Annotated in this window: 16 protein-coding genes; 7 read left to right on the forward strand and 9 right to left on the reverse strand. The window is 51.6% G+C overall.

Features of this window, described 5'->3' with window-relative positions; genetic code table 11:
* Nucleotides 1-4: 4 nt before the first annotated feature.
* The 7 genes from AC6I7T_RS15660 to AC6I7T_RS15690 form a co-directional block, all read right to left on the reverse strand.
* Complete coding sequence (locus tag AC6I7T_RS15660) at nucleotides 5-925, reverse strand: glutamate--tRNA ligase family protein (protein WP_497794439.1); 921 nt, start codon at nucleotides 923-925, stop codon at nucleotides 5-7.
* 262 nt (nucleotides 926-1,187) lie between these two features.
* The gene (locus AC6I7T_RS15665; protein ID WP_497794440.1) at nucleotides 1,188-3,644 is read right to left on the reverse strand and encodes an ABC transporter permease; all 2,457 of its coding nucleotides are present in this window, start codon (nucleotides 3,642-3,644) and stop codon (nucleotides 1,188-1,190) included.
* 186 nt (nucleotides 3,645-3,830) lie between these two features.
* The gene (locus tag AC6I7T_RS15670; RefSeq protein ID WP_497794441.1) at nucleotides 3,831-4,340 is read right to left on the reverse strand and encodes a hypothetical protein; all 510 of its coding nucleotides are present in this window, start codon (nucleotides 4,338-4,340) and stop codon (nucleotides 3,831-3,833) included.
* Nucleotides 4,341-4,346: 6 nt separating this feature from the next.
* Nucleotides 4,347-4,928: a DUF4252 domain-containing protein gene (locus tag AC6I7T_RS15675; RefSeq protein ID WP_497794442.1), complete on the reverse strand. Its 582-nt coding sequence runs from the start codon at nucleotides 4,926-4,928 to the stop codon at nucleotides 4,347-4,349.
* On the reverse strand, nucleotides 4,925-5,296 hold the full coding sequence (locus AC6I7T_RS15680) for a hypothetical protein (RefSeq protein WP_497794443.1): 372 nt from the start codon (nucleotides 5,294-5,296) through the stop codon (nucleotides 4,925-4,927). The genes AC6I7T_RS15675 and AC6I7T_RS15680 overlap by 4 nt, the downstream gene beginning before the upstream one ends.
* Nucleotides 5,271-5,795 (reverse strand): RNA polymerase sigma factor, encoded by a 525-nt coding sequence (locus AC6I7T_RS15685; protein ID WP_497794444.1) that lies wholly within the window; start codon nucleotides 5,793-5,795, stop codon nucleotides 5,271-5,273. Before AC6I7T_RS15685 ends, AC6I7T_RS15680 begins: the two co-directional genes overlap by 26 nt.
* Before the next feature lie 106 nt (nucleotides 5,796-5,901).
* Nucleotides 5,902-7,200: a DNA polymerase Y family protein gene (locus AC6I7T_RS15690; protein ID WP_497794445.1), complete on the reverse strand. Its 1,299-nt coding sequence runs from the start codon at nucleotides 7,198-7,200 to the stop codon at nucleotides 5,902-5,904.
* 184 nt (nucleotides 7,201-7,384) lie between these two features.
* Here AC6I7T_RS15690 and AC6I7T_RS15695 point away from each other — a divergent pair, with 184 nt between their 5' ends.
* The 4 genes from AC6I7T_RS15695 to adhP all read left to right on the forward strand — a co-directional run bounded on the left by AC6I7T_RS15695 (nucleotide 7,385) and on the right by adhP (nucleotide 11,120).
* Nucleotides 7,385-7,552 carry a hypothetical protein gene (locus AC6I7T_RS15695; protein ID WP_497794446.1) on the forward strand — a complete coding sequence of 56 codons (168 nt, stop codon included), beginning with the start codon at nucleotides 7,385-7,387 and terminating at the stop codon, nucleotides 7,550-7,552.
* 58 nt (nucleotides 7,553-7,610) lie between these two features.
* Nucleotides 7,611-7,961, forward strand: a complete 351-nt coding sequence (locus AC6I7T_RS15700; RefSeq protein WP_497794447.1) for a cupin domain-containing protein — start codon at nucleotides 7,611-7,613, stop codon at nucleotides 7,959-7,961.
* Nucleotides 7,962-8,030: 69 nt separating this feature from the next.
* Nucleotides 8,031-9,623, forward strand: coding sequence for a S53 family peptidase (locus AC6I7T_RS15705; protein WP_497794448.1), 1,593 nt, complete (start codon nucleotides 8,031-8,033; stop codon nucleotides 9,621-9,623).
* Nucleotides 9,624-10,091: 468 nt separating this feature from the next.
* A complete protein-coding gene (gene adhP / locus AC6I7T_RS15710; protein WP_497794449.1) occupies nucleotides 10,092-11,120 on the forward strand; it encodes an alcohol dehydrogenase AdhP in 1,029 nt (342 codons plus the stop codon).
* A gap of 52 nt (nucleotides 11,121-11,172) precedes the next feature.
* Here adhP and AC6I7T_RS15715 read toward each other — a convergent pair whose 3' ends face one another.
* Entirely contained in the window at nucleotides 11,173-12,093 is a 921-nt protein-coding gene (locus AC6I7T_RS15715; protein WP_497794450.1) for a YeiH family protein, read from the reverse strand.
* Between the two features lie 473 nt (nucleotides 12,094-12,566).
* Between AC6I7T_RS15715 and AC6I7T_RS15720 the strand changes: the two genes are divergently transcribed.
* Complete coding sequence (locus AC6I7T_RS15720; RefSeq protein ID WP_497794451.1) at nucleotides 12,567-12,791, forward strand: hypothetical protein; 225 nt, start codon at nucleotides 12,567-12,569, stop codon at nucleotides 12,789-12,791.
* Between the two features lie 7 nt (nucleotides 12,792-12,798).
* A complete protein-coding gene (locus AC6I7T_RS15725; RefSeq protein ID WP_497794452.1) occupies nucleotides 12,799-13,788 on the forward strand; it encodes a DUF6976 family protein in 990 nt (329 codons plus the stop codon).
* Nucleotides 13,789-13,885: 97 nt separating this feature from the next.
* On the opposite strand, the gene AC6I7T_RS15730 is transcribed toward AC6I7T_RS15725, so the two are convergent.
* Nucleotides 13,886-14,410, reverse strand: a complete 525-nt coding sequence (locus tag AC6I7T_RS15730; RefSeq protein WP_497794453.1) for a bactofilin family protein — start codon at nucleotides 14,408-14,410, stop codon at nucleotides 13,886-13,888.
* A gap of 234 nt (nucleotides 14,411-14,644) precedes the next feature.
* Between AC6I7T_RS15730 and AC6I7T_RS15735 the strand changes: the two genes are divergently transcribed.
* Nucleotides 14,645-17,212, forward strand: a complete 2,568-nt coding sequence (locus AC6I7T_RS15735; RefSeq protein ID WP_497794454.1) for a ribonuclease R family protein — start codon at nucleotides 14,645-14,647, stop codon at nucleotides 17,210-17,212.
* Nucleotides 17,213-17,216 lie beyond the last annotated feature (4 nt).

Here is a 17,216-nt window from a genome sequence, read left to right on the forward strand (position 1 = left end):
GCTACTATCGGATATCGTCATGAGCTTTTGTCATGACTTTTGTTCTCACATCAGAATACGTCAGCGGCTCTCCACAAAACCGGTCAATGATCTCGACAGACGTTACCCCGCGTTTCCGCAGGCTCTGCAAGGACAAAGCATCGTGCCGTTTTGCGAGGCGTTGACCTGCATCGTCGGTTACCAAGTCGCAGTGGAACCACTTCGGCGAAGAGTAGCCGAGAGCTCGATTCAGAAGAATTTGCCGTGCAGCCGACTTCAGCAAATCTGCACCGCGAACAACCTCCGTAATCTTCATGGCAGCATCATCGACAACGCAGGCTAATTGATAAGCAGGAACATTGTCGCGACGCCAGACTAGAAAATCGCCAAAATCCACTCCCGCAACAAAGCGTTGTTTGCCACAGTGCTCATCGAAGAATTCCACCGTTTCGCCATCCGGCACACGAAAGCGCCAATTCAGTCCCTCCGGAGATTCCGGAAAGGGTTGCTGCAGCAGATTGCCTCTACAGATGCCGGGATAAACCGGCTCATCGTCGAGCGGTTGAGCAACAGCTTCGTGCGGAGCCGAGGCCATTCTCTCCAGATCTTTTCGCGAACAGTGGCATGGATAGATGGCTCCTCTTTCAAGCAAAGTTTTCCACGCATCCAGGTAGAGATTCCAACGCTGACTCTGCAAATATGAGCCATGGGAACCGCCGACATCCGGCCCTTCCTGCCATTCGATACCTAACCAGCGAAGATCCTCGAGTGCTGCGCTGAAGTATTGCTCTCTGGAGCGATAGGGATCCAAATCCTCCATGCGAAAGACGAGCGTCCCCTCTGCCTGCTTTGCACGTTGATAGGCAATCCAGAATGTCTTTGCATGACCAAGATGCAGGTATCCCGTTGGAGAGGGAGCCAGCCGGCCACGATATTCAGAGCACACGGGCTCAGTTTAGAGCATTTCCCGCATTGGTATAGCTTTGCCGATGACAGAGAAGTGCAGCTTTCTTTAGCCGGAAAACTGCGCAAGCTTCTGTATCCAAATCTGCATCTTTGCGGGAAATGCTCCAGAGAAATCGTTCCAAAGTAAGAAACGTCAACAATGCTCCGTGAAAAAGCTACAAAGAAAAATTCACAGAGATCCACAGCTGTGGAAAAAATATGTGGAAAATTAGGATTTCTTGTGGATCCCTGTTGATTGCGGCCTATTCGCTTCGCAAAACTTCCACCGGCTCGACGTTTGCTGCACGCCATGCCGGCAACACCGCCGCCAGAAGAGCAGTTCCGAGAAGCAGAGCGAGACTCACACCGATGGCAAGCGGATCGGCCGCTTTGGTTTCATACAGCAGGCTCTCGATCCAGCGCGCTGCTCCGAACGCTCCCACCAGTCCGAGAAGAATCCCAACAAAAATCGGCGGAGTGGCCCGGGAAATAACATGGCGCACTAAGGTGAGCTTGTCAGAACCGAGCGCCATCCGGATTCCGAACTCGCGTTCACGCAGCGAGATGGAATAGGTCAGCACGCCATAGATCCCCAGCACCGCCAACAGAAGAGCCGCGCCCCCGAAACTGGAGAGCAATATTGTCTGGAAACGCTCGGTTGCTACAGAACCAGCTACCTGATCGTCGAGAGATTTCAACATTGGAATAGCAACTTGAGAATCGATACTCCAGATAGTTTTACGGATTGCATCTCCAACATCCGACGATATGGAACGAGAGCTGCGTATAAAGAGGAACTGTCTCCATTGAGGCCCTTCCCAGTAGGGCAGATAGATCATTCCGGAGGTCTTCTTCAAATCATTGATTCGTGCGTCTCCTACGATGCCAACAACAGTAAACTTCTCGTCACCGCCAAGCACAACGGTTCTTCCCAGAGGATTTTCTCCCGGCCAGACCTCTCGGGCCGTCTGCTCCGAAATGAGTACCTTGTCCGGATGATCTTTATCCGAAGGCACAAGATTCCTTCCGGCAAGGAGAGGTATTTTCAACGTGTCGATATACCCCGGACTCACCCAGCGAATATTGGCCAGAGGAGCTTCAGCCCGAGATAGAGGATGATCAGGCCGAAGCACATAATCGATCCAGGTATCCCCGCCCATTGGCATTTCACTTGTAGTCGCAACAGATTGAATCCCGGGTAGAGCTTGCAGCCGTTCCAGAGCGCGATCAATGAATCTGGCCCTCAGAACGTCCGAATGTTTTACATCGCTGCCATATTCCGGCGTATAGAGGTTCACTTCCGCCAGCGTGACGTTGCTGGAATCGAAATCCCGCTGTTGCGTTAGTAAATGAGAAAAACTTCTCACTAACAGACCCGTAACAACGAGCAGCACTACAGTACAGGCAACCTCTCCTGTTACTAAAACCTGACGGGAGCGTTCTCCTTCCCGTGCACTTGCTACTCGATTGGAGTTGCTTTGCATCGCGGCATGGGGATCGACACGCATTGATCGCATAGCGGGCATGACGCCAAATAGAAAAGCAGTCAACAGCGTCAGCCCTGTTGCAGCAAGGAGAACGGGCCAACTAATACTCACTTCATGCAGGCGTGGCAAGCTAGCAGGAGCAAGAGAAAGGAAGGATCTCACTCCGGCATAGGACAGGCAAATCCCCAGTCCACCACCGGCTATCGCCAGTAGCAGACTATCCATGAGTGTGGACCAGAGTAATCTTCCGCGGTCAGCTCCGAGCGCTGCTCGTACAGCCAGCTCCCTTTCACGCGCTACAGCTCTAGCAAGTTGAAGATTGGCTAAATTCACGCAGGTAATGAGCAAAACGGCTCCCACAGCCGCCAACAACAGCCACAGCGCCTTGCTCACTCCTCCCGCAACTTCCTGTTTTAATGACTCGATCGCGACAGACGGATGCTGTTCTGTGTGTGCCGATAGGTGAAAAGCACGTTGAATGCCCGATAGCTCGTTCTGTGCTTGCGCCAGGGAGACCCCCGCTCGTAAGCGGCCAATTGCCAGGTAGTTATAGCTACCATCATTCTGTAAGTGCCTGGCATCTACCACAAGCGGCACGAAAACTTCGTATGACTCGATATCTCCATCTAAAGAAGTCCCGGGAATCTCATTCATACGCGGAAAGAGGAATCCACGAGGCAGAACGCCGACAACAATCTCGGAGTCACCTCCGATTCGCAGAGACCGGCCAATTACATTGGGTGCACCCTGGAAATATTTCTGCCATGCCTCCCAACTCAAAATCACAACATTGTCACGACCGGCTATCGCCTCTTCAGGTAAAAAGCCTCTTCCTAAGATCGGAGTTATCCCAAGCACGGAGAAGAAACTTGGGGTCACGGTCAATCCGCTCACAATTTCAGGGTGGTCGGTGGCAGCAGTGACACTTAGACTGATGTTCCGGAATGCGGACATGCCCTGAAAGGTTCTGCTATTTGTTTGCCAGTTGAGATAGTGTTTGTAATTATCGGGAAGAAGTTTGGAGGATCGCTCCAGCAATTGTTCCCGTATCACCACCAGCCGATCCGGTTCAGGAAAAGCGAAGGGCTTCAGCAAAACAGAATTCACGACACTGAAGACAGAGGTCACGGCTCCGATGCCAAGAGCCAATGTCAAAATGGCGGTAAACGCAAACCCGGAAGATTTGTGTAAGGTGCGAACGCTGAAGCGCAGGTCCTGAAGGAAGGTCAACATCGTGGCCTCTCGATCTATGAATCCAAATCTACACGCTGCAACCGGTATGCCAATCGAACAACGAAGAAAAGCACCTGAAAACAAAGAAGAATATAGAGGTAATTCGAGTGAAAAGCTTATGGAGCTGTTCGCTTCCGGACGTTACCGTCCAGCTGCGAACAGCCTGTAAGCCTTAAGTAAGAGAACTTAATCGCCCTCAGAAGTGTTTTCGGCATGAGCAGTTTTTTGGTGCTTCTGGAATGGCGAATGTATCCAGCTGGACATTTGTTTGGGACTGATTTCCATACGAACAACATCCAGTTCGCCATGGTCGTAATCCGCTACCAGCATTCGCATCGAGTTTCCTTTCGGCCTTACATAAACCAGCGATTGCTCCGAATGCTCCAGATCTCGATCCTTCACGAATAGGACCCACTCATCACCTAAAGTTCGATCGATCACGTCCTGTAGATCATTGATCTCGATATTACTGCGCGCCACATTTTCGAACTCGGCAATGCGCATCCCCTTGCACCCACCGAAGGAACTTACTCTCACCATGAGATTGATGAAGCCCATCATGGGGACGTGTGTAGCGTGCAGGTGATATCTTGCTTCGATATTGCGCACGACGCCTTTAAAATCTCGATCTTCTGCCTGACAGCCAAGCGTAGAAAACAGAAGTAAACCCGCACACAAGCTATTCAGCGCTTTCATAGTCTGCTATTTCGCTCCATGAGCAAATTTCTTGGCGACGGCCTTTACGCTGCCCTTGGGAATACCAAAATTACCGCTCAAGTGGCTTAAATCTTCCGGACGAATTGCCCCAAGAATATACACAAAAGACAACTCGTGAGATTCCGCGCTGACAATTGCCAGTCCATGCATTTCACCGTTGATCATCTTGGCGTAAACATCGGTATTTTCTCCGTCGGTAAGAGAATGCTCGTGGACAATCCCTGACCACTCGGGAGTCTCGAACTGCTTGCGTATCGTATCCAGATCCTCAGGAGTATAGTGGGTACCTTTTTTAAATTCGTACGAACGCACATAAACATAGTCGAGTTTCTGAATCAGCTGCTGTGCCTGTGCTTCATCGGCATCTTTGCTATTCATAAACCTGCCGGCAAAGGCCAGCATTTTTTTGTCAAGCGTAACTTCCGTCGCTTCGGAAGCTTTACTTGCCAAGAGCTTTTCGAGTGCCGGTGGAAATGGTGGTTTGCTACTCTGCGCCAATGCAGGTGCAGCGGCCAGTAGCAACACAGTTACGATTCCGCCCAATATTCGTTCCAGTAGTTGTTTCATTTTTCTTCCTCTTGCACTTCATGGCCGGAGTTAATGCGGCTTTGCACGGTCTGCAAAGTAGCTCCAGTGATACGAAGAGCAAGCATCACCTGCTCCTTTGCACGCTCTCCCTCCAACCGCTGTCGATGCTCGTGCTCTGCATAGATCCCAAGACCGATGGCAGCAACCAGTGTTGCGGCAACCGCACGAAGCATCATGGGACGCCGAATCCAGACAAGTTTCTTTTGTGTACCCGCTGTTTTCTCGGCCCTTGCCATGATGCGTGCCTTGAGCTCGGCGGGCGCCGGTACACGAGCTAGCCCCGCACGCAGATCCTGCTCGAGCTCTTCCTCTGGCACGTCGTTATTCCACCGCAAGACCACGGACATACTCCTTCAAATTCGTCTTTGCCTTCTCGCGCAGCAGTTTTAGACCGCGTTGCAAATTGCTTTTCACTGTCGCCAGAGGAGCGGGTAATAGAGCCGCAATTTCTTCTGGCGACATATCCTCTTGATACCGCAACACAATGGCCGTTCTCTGCGCTTCAGGCAACGTAGTAACAAGCTGCTCGACGCGGATACCCAACGGGGAATCTCGCGTTGGCTCTGTAGCACCTACATCTTCCTTTAGCTCTTCGGAGGCAAATCTGTACTTGGCGAACCCTCGTCTCTGAGTGTCCGCTGCACGATGCACAGTTACTTGACGCAGCCAGAAAAGGACGTGCTCCGGCGACTCCATCCGGCCTAGGTTTCGGTATAGCTCAAGAAAAACATCTTGCGACACTTCTTCAGCCATCCCCGAATCGCCAAGCAGACGAAGCGCCAGGCTATAGACCATCGACTGGTACTGATCAATGAGCTCTTCGAATTTCGGCTGCCAATCGTTCAAGGTTAGCCTGCGATCATCCTCTATCAGGACATTCCCCTCAGAAATGCCTTCTATCTCTCTATCCGCAAATTAGGACCAGGTTGGGATGCAAAATCTTAAATAGAGCCTAAAAAAGATCGGGGATGTTGGTAAACGCTATGCGCGTAGGAGCCGCGGCCTTTGCCAAAAGGGTGCTGGCCGAAGTTATCGTGTCACTTCCATATTTGTGATTTAACGAGTCCATCGTCAGGGACAATCTTGTGTTGCGTTCCTGGTCGTCCAATCCCGCAAAGAGACTCAGAGTGTGCAGGTGGTCCGGAACCAGATTTCCGAACTGCACCCCGACAAAGAATGGTTTCTGGGCATGCTCGTTCTGTGGACGATTTGCCCAAAGCTTCTGTAGAGCTTCAACAAGCGTGCGATTATCCTGACATTCAATCAGAGATAAGCCTTGAGACCACACCGTCTGGGGAATCCCGGAGTTGTGCTCAGACCCGGCATACTGACGCGAAACCGCAAAACGAAGCGTGAGAGAAAGGTGGCTGGTCCATAGCCGGGCCATCCTCAGGCGCATAGCTGCTTTGTGCAGCAGCTTGTTGGCAACAGCCCATGCTCCTTCCGGATTTCGCAACTCAGGAGGAAGCACATGGGAATTGCCGATGGATTTATTGTGCTCCAGTTCTGGATCATGAAAGTCTTCTCCCTGCAACCAGTGCCAAAGCTTCTCTCCGGTAATACCGCCCCAGACATGATTCATCCCCTGTTTATCCAGGGAAAGGAGCTGATCCATGGTGTGAATGCCGCAATCGCGAAGACGCTTTTCCATTCGCGCGCCAATTCCTGGCAAATCACGCGGAACCAAGCTTCTTAATGCTGCTTCACGAATATCCGGCGTTAGAGCTACCAGTCCGTCAGGCTTCTCCATATCCGAAGCTATTTTTGCCAGATAGCGATTCGAGGCAAGGCCAACGGAACAGCGCAGTGTTTCTCCTGCTCTCTCCCGGATAGCAAGCTTTACCCGCCTTCCCATCTCCAGTGCGGCGAGCAAAGGCCGTTCCCGCCCTAGTAATCGGCAAGCCATCTCGTCGATCGACATCACGGCTGCAACGGGCAGGCAGGTTTCCACGGCCTCTACGATTCGGTTGTGATAATCAACATAGAGCTCATGGCGAGCCTCGAGGAACTGGATGCCAGGGCACATCCGGCGAGCCTCTCCAACTTGAGTTCCAGTCTTTACACCGAATGCCTTTGCTTCATAGCTGGCAGCGATGCAGCAGGTGGTATCCGCCACCACAGGTACTACTGCGATAGGCTTGCCACGGAGTTCCGGATGCAACTCCTGCTCAACCGAAGCAAAGTAGGAGTTGAGATCCAAATAAAGCCAGCCTAGCCGAGGCTGAGACGGCGAATTGTGTTTCTCCTGCATCGAACCAACCAGTCACATTTTCGCCTTTTCTTTGCGTTTAAACAATGCCTTTTATGGGAACGTTTGGCACAAAATGCATGAAGGCCTGACCAGGATTCTTTTTTTCTTCCACAAGAAGGAAACCTTGAGATACATTTAGGTTTCTACTAAGTAGCAAGGTAATCCGCCCACGGAGGAGTCTGCCATGTGGTTCTTGAATATGCACAGAATTGCTGAATGGCTCTTTACCAGCGGCACAGGATTAGCCCTTCTGATCACGGCTGGAATCGGCGTCTTCCTCAGCTGCTGTTTGAGCTGTGTTTGCGAACCTCGAAAAGAACACGACGAGATCTTTCACCATAAAGTGGTGTAAGCAATTAAGCTCTAGATAATTTTGAGTTTACTTATCGATTTCTGACGGGTTTCCATCATTGATCAGAGCTACCAGCAAAGACAATGCCAAGCATTATCTCTGGGGAGAAAAGTGCGACGGCTGGCATCTTCTGAATTCCGAAAACTTAAGCGTTATTGAAGAACGGATGCCGCCCGGATCTGCAGAGCAACGGCATTTTCACCTGAAAGCGCAGCAGGTCTTCTATGTTCTTTCCGGAGAGCTTACGCTGGAGGCGAATGGAGATCTTGTGCTTCTCCAGGCAGGGCAAAGCCTGCATATCCCTCCTTCCGTACCGCACCAGGCTACTAATCGATCTTCAACAGATACTTGCTTTCTGGTGGTATCGCAGCCACCGAGTCATGGCGACCGTCAACCGGCACCGGTCTAGACGGAAGCTACCTTTTCCGCTCGTAAATGCATCCTGTTAAAGAATTTCTGTGTTGAGAAGGCAATTCAAATGTCCAAGAATCCAGATCGCGTCCATATCCATTCGTCACGAGCCGTTCCCCAGGAAGCCACCGCTATCGGGAGAACGGACCCTCAAGAGCAATTGAGTGTTTCCCTCATCGTCAAACGGCGAAAGCCTCTGAACCTGGAAGAGCTCGGAGGCAGAGCGCTTACGGAGCAAGAGTTCACGGAACAATATGCAGCCGACCCGGCGAGTTTCCAGAGGATCCGTGTTTTTGCGAAGAACCATGGATTAACAGTCGACGAGAATGCCTCCAGCCTCGCACGCAGAACCATCGCCTTGCACGGAACAGTGGAGGCAATGGAACAGGCTTTCGGAATAGAGCTACACGACTACGAATTTAAAAAGGGACACACAGTCCACGTCCCCCACGGAGACGTAAGCCTCGCCAAGGAACACGCAGGGCTGGCCGATATAGTTGAGACCGTCCTGGGACTGGATGCACGACCGCAGGCAAAGCCTCATGTCCGTTTTTTTAAGCATCCGGAGGCAGCGCTTCCTGTTACAGGAAATGCCTCCACCCAGCCTTTTACTCCGCCCCAAGTTGCTTCCCTGTATAGCTTTCCTTCCGGCGTAGATGGAAGCGGTCAGTCTATTGCACTGCTTGAGCTAGGCGGCGGATACAACGATAGTGATTTGGCGACATACTTTCAGCAATTGGGAGTCAAACCACCCAAGATCACAGCTGTTTCCGTCGATGGAGGAACGAACTCTCCAGGCAATTCGAATGGCGCGGATGACGAAGTTGCCCTGGATATTGAGGTAGCTGGTGCAATTGCTCCGGGAACTCATATCGTCGTTTATTTCGCACCCAACACGGACCAAGGTTTTCTCGATGCACTAACAACAGCTATTCACGATCAGACCAACAAGCCAAACATTATCTCAATCAGCTGGGGCGGACCGGAGGCCAACTGGGCAACTCAAACAATGCAATCTTTCGACGAAGCCTGTCAGTCTGCTGCGGCACTCGGCATCACCATTCTTGTTGCAGCCGGCGATAACGGTTCGAGTGACGGCATTGCGGATGGAAACGACCACGTAGACTTTCCGGCTTCCAGTCCTCATGTAATAGCTTGCGGTGGTACCAAACTTACGGCGCAAGGAAATACCCGTCAAAGCGAAGTAGTTTGGAATGATCAGGCATTAGGTGGGGGAGCCACCGGAGGAGGAGTAAGCAGCGTATTTGCAGCTCCCTCCTGGCAGGAGAAGGTATCGCTGCCTGCGCCAACCTCTAACCAGGGTGGACGAGGTGTTCCGGATGTTGCAGGGAATGCCTCTCCGACTACCGGCTATAAAATTCTTGTTGATGGACAACAGCAAATCATGGGAGGAACCAGCGCGGTTGCTCCGCTCTGGGCAGCTCTGGTCGCTCTTATCAATCAGAAGTTGGGAAAGAATCTTGGCTGGCTGAATCCCACTCTCTATCAGCATTCGAATGCTTTTCTGGATATCACAGAGGGTAACAATGGAGACTACACCGCAGCCTCCGGCTGGGATGCTTGCACAGGATTGGGAGTAGCCGATGGAGCCAAGCTCCTGCAAGCACTCAGCGGAAGCTCAAGCCAGGTGGCAGCGTAACAGATACAGGCACTAAACGCATTTAGGAAACCGCGGAACCAGCAGGCAAAAGTCCTGCTGGTTTTTTTCTTTTCGTCAGCAGCTAGTCTAAAAGCTAAGACTCACAGGATCCAACCGCTTTAACTCGAAGTAATCGTTATCTCGCTCTTTGACTCTACGATCTTCTATCTCTTGTATTTCCGCCATTTCCTAAAATAGATCGGCAATATGAATATTTTTGTCGGTGCTTGTTCATTCTGCCATTTGTTGTGGCGTAGAATCCCTCTACTTTCACCAGCGCATAACTCTGGGAAGGATGACGATATAAGTTTCTAACTCGAAGACATTTGTCTTCGGGAAGGTATTTACGTCCAAGCTCACCTGGATAACTTCACGCGTTGCCTCCCTCCTCAATGGGGAGCAGGCAGCGAAGCAGTTGCACGCCCAGGACAGCCCCATTCAAAAGTTGCTGACTAAAGGAGCCAAATAATGGCCAAGAAAATGATGAAAGCTGCCGTTGTGAAAGAGTTCGGCAAGCCTCTCGTAATTGACGAAATGCCTATCCCGGAACCGGGAGAGGGACAGATTCAGGTCAAGATTGAAGCGTGTGGCGTATGTCATACCGACTTACATGCCGCCGAGGGGGATTGGCCGATCAAGCCCAATCCTCCGTTTATTCCGGGACATGAGGGAGTCGGCTATGTCTCGGGAGTCGGTCGCGGAGTAAAAGATGTAAAAGAGGGTGATAAGGTGGGGGTTCCCTGGTTGCACACCGCTTGCGGGAAATGCGACTACTGCACTTCCGGCTGGGAAACGCTCTGCGAACATCAGAAAAATACCGGCTATTCTGTAAATGGAGGATTTGCAGAATATGCACTTGCGGATCCTGACTTTGTAGGACATGTTCCGGATGGCGCTGACTTTGTAGAAATCGCGCCTGTTCTGTGCGCCGGAGTCACCGTCTATAAAGGGCTCAAGATGACCGACGCAAAACCTGGACAGTGGGTCGTAATCTCAGGCATCGGTGGTTTAGGCCACTTAGCTGTTCAGTATGCGAAGAATATGGGATTCCATGTGGCAGCGGTAGATGTTGACGATAAAAAGCTGGAATTGGCAAAACGTCTTGGCGCCTCGATTACGGTGAATGCAAGGAACACGGATCCTGCGGCATTCCTCAAGAGAGAAATAGGCGGAGCGCACGGTGTTCTAGTAACAGCTGTCTCCCCCAAGGCCTTTGAACAGGCTCTGGGAATGGTCCGCCGCAGAGGAACCGTAGCTCTCAATGGGCTTCCTCCGGGAACATTTCCACTCAATATTTTCGATATGGTTCTGAATGCAATTACTGTACGGGGATCTATTGTGGGCACACGTAGCGACCTGCGTGATGCACTGCAATTAGCGGGCGGCGGCAGAGTCAAAGCAACTGTTGAAGCTAGCAAGCTGGAATGCATCAATGAAATCTTTCATCGGATGCATCAAGGACAGATCGAAGGCAGAATCGTTCTCGACCTGCGGTAAATATAAGAATAAACGGAGTCCCATAGCTGGGGCTCCGTTTGTCTTAGAGGCTTTACATATGTATCCACCCGACGCGGATTGCCGCCAAAGTAGCTGAGGCTACGACGATCCATAGCAGTAATCCCTGCACCAGAGGCCTCGGACCAACTTCCCTCAAAGTCTGGCGGGAGATCCCTGTTCCGATAAGGAATAAGGTCACAGCCAAGCCCGTGCGGCCTAAGTCACTCAATCGCGCGAAGACAGCATGCGCGACCGGTAAATAGCTATTTACGACAGCCGCCAGACAGAAATACAGGATGAACCATGGCCATTGCACTTTTGTCTTTGAACCATTTCTCGCAGCAGTACCGATAGCTAAAGGAACAATCCACAAAGCACGCGCAAGCTTCACGGTAACGGCTATTCCTAAGGCGATAGAGCCATACTTTGCAGCCGCACCGACAACCGAACTCGTGTCGTGAATTGCCAATGCAGACCATAAACCGAATTGTTGCTGGCTAAGTCCCAGAAAGGCCCCGATTACAGGAAAGATGAATAGGGCAATTGAGTTCAAAACAAAGACCGTTCCCATGGAAACAGCCATTTCTTCGTCGTCGGCTTTCACCACCGGACCAAGAGCAGCAATGGCGCTTCCGCCACATATAGCTGTTCCAGCAGCGATCAGATAGGCCTGAGTTTTGCCTACGCCCAGGACCCTACCCAGCAGGATGCCCAACGAAAGGGCAAAGGTAATTCCTATCGCGGTGTAAAGAAAGCCGGATCGCCCTGCCTTCAACACTTGGCTGAGATTCATACCAAACCCTAGCAACACCACGGAAAGCTGCAGAAGAAATTTGGAAAGCCGTTTGGAATCCAAATGATACGGATGCGCTATGGTCAACCCATAAATAAGGCCTACACCCAGCGCCAGAGGCGGCGATAGAAGTCCACTAGCAGCCAGGATAATGCCCAAGAAAAAGAGGTTCTTGCTCATAACTGTATTGAGCGTGTCACACATAGCGCTTACAGTCCAAGTGTGTTTCCTTATGGCTGATTGATTTTTTGAATAGTCTCTTGAGCACTCCGAGGTCTTGTTTGGTGGTTTCGGCTGATGTCTGCAGAGGGCTTTTCAGATAAATCGATTCGATGTTATAGAAATTTTTCTCTGACCTAAGGAGAGACTATTACGTTATTCACTGTGTAGTTTGCAGGGATCTTTCCGTGTGTTCCAAACCTTTAGGAGCTCTTTATTTTCTTTTATTTAAGCCTCTGCCAGATAGGTAACTATTTCGGCAACTATATCTCTCACGAGCTTCAACAGTGCCGAGTATCGTACATTCCCGTCTTGGTAAGGTGAATATATTTTCCTTTACAGCTACTCATAATTTCTTCAAGTGCATCGATTTTTTGAGTAGAGTTTATCGAGCCCCCGCGAATCGATAAGAAATGGATGTCGAGAGAATAGTCATGATTCCTCCGGTAGAAAATCCCGTATGGAAAAAGCTGGTCAAAGGGGAACGACCTATCACCTCTTCCAAGCTAGCTATCAACCTAATGGCACAGAACACCAAGCTTAAGTATCAGGAAGATCCGTCTCCTGAGAACATAACTCGCTTGGCACAACACATGTATCAGTTCTTCAAACAATACGAAACCGTATTTGCTGCAGAATTTAAAAATATCCTTGGTTAGAGGTCCTATGCTTCATAGTGTTCAAGAAGTTCAGCAGATGATCCTTGAGGGTCAGAGCCTTATTTTGGCGGGAAGCGAAGAGGCCCTCTCAAAGTTGCCTAAAGGGAATTGGATAGGTGGAAGCATTCCATACTTCATGGATTTGCAGGGCGGAGTATGCGATGAGAAGCGTGTCTTTGTTACTAAACTTCCGGCAGCCACTACCGGAACTAAAATCTCCGACTACGCAGCGGACAACCTCTCGCAGATGTACAAAGACGCCCCGGCAAACGGATTTTCGTTCTTATTACTCCCTTACGGAGTTCCTGTACATCAAGCTTTTGCAGAAAAGGCACCGAGTTTCGAAGGTTTTCTTTTCAAACCTGTCGTAGGGTGGGTAGCTGGTGTTGCACTAACCCGGATAGGGGAACAGAAGCCCTGTGTCTTCGATGGAACAAAAGCAGCGCCTTTGTATGACAGAGCAGTGGTTATGCATATCTCTCTGCCCGAGAAGGTCTTTGCCGATATAGATATCATCAATATCTTCCGTCCGGAGGCTGCTCACGCCATCACCTTCCCGGCCTCTGGATTCAGTGCTACGGAGTGTCTAATCGATGGCAAGCCGCAGAACTTTGCCCGGTACGTATCCGAGCACCAGATAGATACCAGACTCCCGCTGATCGCGAATTACAGTGGAAGCCTGATTAACGTGAGTCTGAAGCAAATCGATACAGATTCCGGCAATGTGGATTTCTATGCGCCGGTATTTGAAGGGATTACGTATCACTTCGCCATGCCAGTTGAGGATTATGCCGGTGCTTTTCTGAACGCGGCAAATGCGTCGAATTCAGCGGAAGGCTCCTCGGCGTTTTCCTGTAACTGCATTTTGAATTATGTCCACGGCGGGCTGGAAGGAAAGAAGACCGGATTCTACGGTCCGATTACTTTTGGCGAAGTTGCACACCAGCTGCTAAATCAGACACGAGTACAACTCCGTATTCACGACTTCAGCGCGTAATCTATGGCGCAAAAATAGCTCATTGAAGTCGCGAAAGGCCTAAAGCACGTACCCCCGGGAATTCCCGGGGGTGTAGTACTTTTTGAGCTTAAGCGCCTTAGGCCTGAACCTTTACCGTTTCCGGAGCAGAACTCGCTGGAGCTGCTGCACCGCCCTTGGCATCTGGACCACCGGGCTTACGGATATCGATGCCGCCCTTAAAGAAAGCGCCGTCTTCGATACTGATCCGCTGAGCGGTGACATCCCCAGTCAAGGAACCTTCACTCCGGATATCCAAACGGTCGCTGGCATTCACATTTCCGCGTACTTTACCCAACACGATGATCTCGCGAGCGGTAATATTCGCTGAAACCTGGCCGTTGCGTCCTACGGTGACCCGATTTCCCGGAAGATTGATGGCTCCTTCAACTTTGCCATCAATAAAAAGGGATTCGGATCCGGTCACTTCCCCTTTAACAATCAAGCCCTTGCCAATTGTCGCTTGGTCACCTGCTGGCGTGGTGCTGTTGGTAGCCGTACGCACGCTATTGGGATCGAAGTGAGTAGGCTGTGGAGCAGACGGCCTTGCTGGTTCCGGGTTAGGTGTCTGGGAAGTATTTCCGGGCTGATTCGGTTTCCACATGATTCTTTGATTTCCTTTCCTTCTCCTCAGTATTCACCCGGCTTCCTGGCCGGCGGGAACCCCTCGCCCATCCGGCTGCCGGAGCATAAACGTCGAATGTTCTCTGGCTATCCTGCCGCGCCGCGCAGTCGGCGTTACTTCCTGAATCTTAAACATGGATGCAGCAAAAATGCACCTACAGTCACATCTTTTCCTTGTGCTGTACCATCCCGCATACCATAGAGCTATTACAGAATGACAGATCGTGAACTTCTCCGCCGTATCGAACGCTCTTCGGGTCAGCGAGTTGGCTACAAACAGCTGGTCCGCGAACTTGGCCTGGGTGGCGGCCGCGAGCGACGTTTATTGCTCGAACATCTCGCCAGATTGACAGCCGCAGGGCGCCTGATCAAGCTCGATCGGGAACAATGGGCCATTCCGGGATCAGTGCAAAATCGGGAAGACCTGATTGCCGGACGCCTCGACCTGCATAGGGACGGATACGGATTTGTACGTCCCGAGGTTCGACAGTCCACTGGACAAGAGGACATTTTCATCCCACCCGATGCCATCCATGGCGCAATGCAAGGAGATCAGGTCCTTGTGGAACTTGCCCCCAGACGTGGAGACGGACGACGCATGGGGCGCATTGTGCGCATCCTCACTCGCCGGAATCCAACCATCGTCGGCACTTTTCACTACAGCAGGGGCACACGTGCGCACTGGGAAGAAACAAACTTTGTGCGCCCTTTCGATGAGCGCATGAACCAGCCAATCCTCATACCCTTTGGTGCGGAGGAGCCCCGGGTTGAGCAATCCCCGCATCGTGTATTGGGCAAAGAAGCGCAACACTCCTACGACGATCTAGAGGGCTTGGTGGTCGATGTAGAGATCACCGATTGGCCAACACCAAGCAGGCCCGCCCGTGGGCGAGTGATTGAAATTGTCGGCCATCCTGACGATTTCGGTGTCGATGTCGAGATGATGATCCGCAAGCATCATCTGCCTCGCATCTTCACCGAAGAAGCTTTGGCGGAAGCTCGCGAAAGAGCCTTTATCGATCCCGAAGAGGTTGGTCTCCGCCGCGATTTCCGCGCACTTCCAATCGTCACCATCGACGGGGAATCAGCTAGGGACTTCGATGATGCCGTACTTGTCCACCAACATAGCGATGGCAGCTATGAATTACAGGTACATATCGCCGATGTGTCGCATTATGTAACACCAGGCTCGATGCTTGATCTGGAAGCCAGGCTCCGCGGTACTTCCGTTTACTTTCCGGATCGGGCCATTCCAATGCTTCCACATGAGCTTTCCACAGGGATTTGCAGTCTCAAACCCAATGAGGACAGGCTGGTTTTGTCCTGCCTGATGGAACTCACAGCAGAAGGAGCCATCAAGAGCTACGAGATTGTCGAAGGAATTATCCGTTCGGCAGCTCGCATGACCTACACACAGGTGCACGACATCCTGGAAGGAGTGGAGGAAACGAGAGCAGAGTTCGCCGCACTCGTGCCCGAATTCGAACGGATGAAGGAACTCGCTCTCAAGCTGAATGCACAGCGTGAGCGCCGAGGCTCTATCGACTTCGATTTACCGGAACCGATTATCGAATTCGACGAGTTCGGAGCCATGAAGAGCGTCAGCCGGTCGGAACGTAATTGGGCACATCGCCTGATCGAAGAATTCATGCTCGCGGCCAACGAATGTGTTGCTACCTGGTTGGAAGATCTTGGCATACCCTCGATTTACCGTATTCACGAAAAACCTGACGGCCGCAAGGTCATGGAATTTGAAGAGATCGCAATTGCCTTCGGCTATTCGCTCGGATTGGGAGCCTTGCCGGTCAAGCGGGTGAGAATGAAGTCGGAACGCCGCGAGCATCGTGGCCGAGGGCGCAATCCGCGCGAGCATGAGATTCCGGAAGATATCCCGGTCACACCACGCATGTACCAGAAGCTGACCGAACGCCTTGCAGGCAAGCCGGAAGAACGTATTCTCTCCCACCTGATGCTTCGCTCACTCAAGCAGGCACGTTATTCGGAGAAGAATGAAGGGCATTTTGCGCTCGCAGCGCCGAGTTATACCCATTTCACCTCTCCAATCCGGCGCTATCCCGATTTGATCGTTCACCGGATCAGCAAAGCTCTTTTGCAGCAAGGAATCGGCGGTAGAGGGCACATCAGCGAATCCAGGCATGCTTCTCCCTGGACACACAGGAACGAAGGCTCTATTCCGCCTCCACGCCGCAACAAAGCCGCTTTTGCGGAAGAGCCACCAATCGCAGAAGGGGAGTTGGCGGCCATCGCAATCGAAACCAGCCAAACCGAGCGCCGTGCGGCTGAGGCAGAGCGGGAACTGGTCGAGTGGAAGAAGATCAAATTCATGCAGGATCGCGTTGGAGAAGACTTCTCCGCCATGATCCTGAATCCCACGAAGTACGGGTTGTTTGTCGAACTGGACAATCTGTTTATCGAGGGCTTGGTTCCAATCGAGTCGCTTCGGGGCGACTGGTTCGAATACCGCGAGCAGACGCGCCAGATCGAAGGAGATCGCTCCGGAAGGGTGTACTCCGCCGGAGATCGCGTTCAAGTGATTCTCGACAGGGTGGACGCTGTTGAGAGAAAGCTCCAATTCTCACTGATGGAACCAGACGAAGAGAGAGGAGCACCTCGATCCCAAAGGCCTTCGAGTGGCAAAACAGCCAAGCGGAAAGCAAAAGCGCGCAAGCAGAAAGAGAATAGGCCTTCCGCCCAGTACCAGAAGAAGGGAAGAGGCCCGTTTCCTCCAAAGCACAAGAAGAAAGGCAAGAGGAAGAGGTAGACGT

It is taken from the genome of Humiphilus diazotrophicus (assembly GCF_059726315.1).